This window comes from Lamprobacter sp., assembly GCF_034860625.1.
Taxonomy (GTDB): Bacteria; Pseudomonadota; Gammaproteobacteria; order Chromatiales; family Chromatiaceae; genus Lamprobacter.
In genome coordinates this window covers 1-1931 of sequence record NZ_JAYESN010000421.1, presented here as the reverse complement: position 1 = coordinate 1931, position 1931 = coordinate 1, and the positions used below count along the sequence as shown (strand labels likewise).

Annotated in this window: 3 protein-coding genes; all 3 read right to left on the bottom strand. The window is 41.1% G+C overall.

Annotation, left to right across the window (positions count from 1 at the left end; genetic code table 11):
* A partial coding sequence (locus VBE63_RS28340; RefSeq protein WP_323686326.1) for a hypothetical protein occupies positions 1-344 on the bottom strand: 344 nt, incomplete at its 3' end.
* A gap of 203 nt (positions 345-547) precedes the next feature.
* Entirely contained in the window at positions 548-1456 is a 909-nt protein-coding gene (locus VBE63_RS28335) for an IS3 family transposase (RefSeq protein ID WP_323686325.1), read from the bottom strand.
* Complete coding sequence (locus tag VBE63_RS28330) at positions 1453-1740, bottom strand: transposase (RefSeq protein WP_323686324.1); 288 nt, start codon at positions 1738-1740, stop codon at positions 1453-1455. Before VBE63_RS28330 ends, VBE63_RS28335 begins: the two co-directional genes overlap by 4 nt.
* Between the last annotated feature and the right edge of the window lie 191 nt (positions 1741-1931).

Here is a 1931-nt window from a genome sequence, read left to right as displayed (position 1 = left end):
GTTAGTGTTAGGCGTTTTCTATCGAGTTCTGCAAGCTCTTTAACAATGCTTAACGCACGAGTACGATCTTGGTTGTGTGTGTCTAGTAGTATCTCTTTAAGTTCCGTTTTAAGGTTGTGGTACTCAGCATTAATAAAGTCGATATTAGGGGTGCTTGCACGAGAAATTTCTCTTATTTGATTGAGTTGCTCTTTGCTTAGTCCTAGTACGTCTAAATTCTCTATTACGATGGGCATTAAAGTCACTACTGGACTAGATGGCTTAAAGTCATCTGCCGCTTGTGAACTGAGTGTTAGGCTAAATAACAAGCTTGCAAATGCTGTTTTGAATAAAGGTTTTATCATTTTAATCACGGCTCTTTTTTATAATAATGTTACGTTAAGTTGGGCAGATCATTTCACCGAGTTCTGCCGTTAATTTTAGGTTTTCAGAGTAGTCCACTGGGCAGTCTATCAGTACCACACAGTTGTCTTTTATCGCTTGTTGTAATGTGGGTAGCAAATCTTCGGTCTGTTCTATTTTATAGCCTTTTGCACCAAATGGAGTGTCAACACTTTTTCGTACCTAGATTTTCTTCAATTTCTTTTAGTCGGTCTAGTCGCATTTTCTCGAATTTGGCAGGTGGAATATAACCATTCGAGCTGTGTGGTCTGATATGGTTGTAGTGCCCCATATATTCCGAAACTAGCCAACGCATTTCTTGTTGGTCGATTAACTTTTTGAGCTGGTAAACGGTTTCTGTTTTGAAAGACTTAAAGAAGCTCTCAATAACCGCATTATCCCAACAATTTCCACGACGACTCATGCTTTGCTTAATGCCCCAATGAGCCATCAGTTTGCGGTAAGCGTGACTGATAAATTGACTACCTTGATCCGTGTGAACCATCAGTCCTTTAGGGGGCTTACGATTCCATAAAGCTCTTTTTAACGCGATTTCAATGAGCTCTGAACGCATATGCGTTTCTAATGCCCAGCCAACCACTTTTCTTGAGTAAAGGTCAATATACGTCGCCAAGTACATCCAGCCTTGCTGGGTTTTAATTTGTGTTATGTCACCGACCCATACTTGGTTGAGGTAGCTGACTTTGAATGCTCGATTGAGCAGGTTTGGCTTTATTTTTGGATCATTAATCGCCGCACTGCTGCCTTTCTTAAACTTCTTCCGTGTGTGGACGATTAAGCCTTGTTTTCGCATGATTCTTGCGATTTTGCGCCGACTCATCGTCACATTCTTTTCGTTGGCTAAATAACCTTTTATACCCCTAGCGCCTGCATTTCCTTTTAAAGTGGCGAAGACCTCTTTAATTAAGTCAGCATTATTTTTTTGTTCGCTCGCCTTATCAGTCAGGTCTAGTTTTAACCAGCTATTAAAGCTGCTGACGGGCACTTTTAATACCTTACACATTAGCGCAAGCAGGAAATCTTCTCGATGCTTTTGTATCCAGGCATACTTCACTTCTCGAGACTGGCAAAGTATGCGGTGGCTTTTTTTAAGATGTCTCGCTCCATCTTGGCTTGAGCGAGTTCCTTTTTAAGCCGTTTATTTTCTTGTTCTAGAGATTCTGATTGTTTTGGAATTACAGCCAAATCATGTTTTAGTTTGTGAGAGCGAACCCAAGTGTAAACAACAGTAACGGGTAGCTCATAATCTCTTGCGGCTTGGGCTGAACTTCTTCCGCCATTAACGATGGCGTCAATAACTTCTTTTTTGAGTTCAGGGTCGTATTTTGCATTGGCCATTTCGGGTCTCCTTGGATGATTATTTTATAACATCATCTAGGTACGAAATAGTGTAGCCATTCCAGATATTCCACTATGTCATAGCCCACACAGATAACAACATCAGCACGATCAATGCCGCAAGATATATAGTCATGCGCTTGCAAACCAATGGTGCCTAAAGAGAGTTCATGGCTACAAGGTAGTGCACC

What these genes read in the sequence shown, in the direction of transcription:
- VBE63_RS28330 (WP_323686324.1), bottom strand. Translation starts at nt 1,740, where the DNA reads ATGGCCAATGCAAAATACGACCCTGAACTCAAAAAAGAAGTTATTGAC.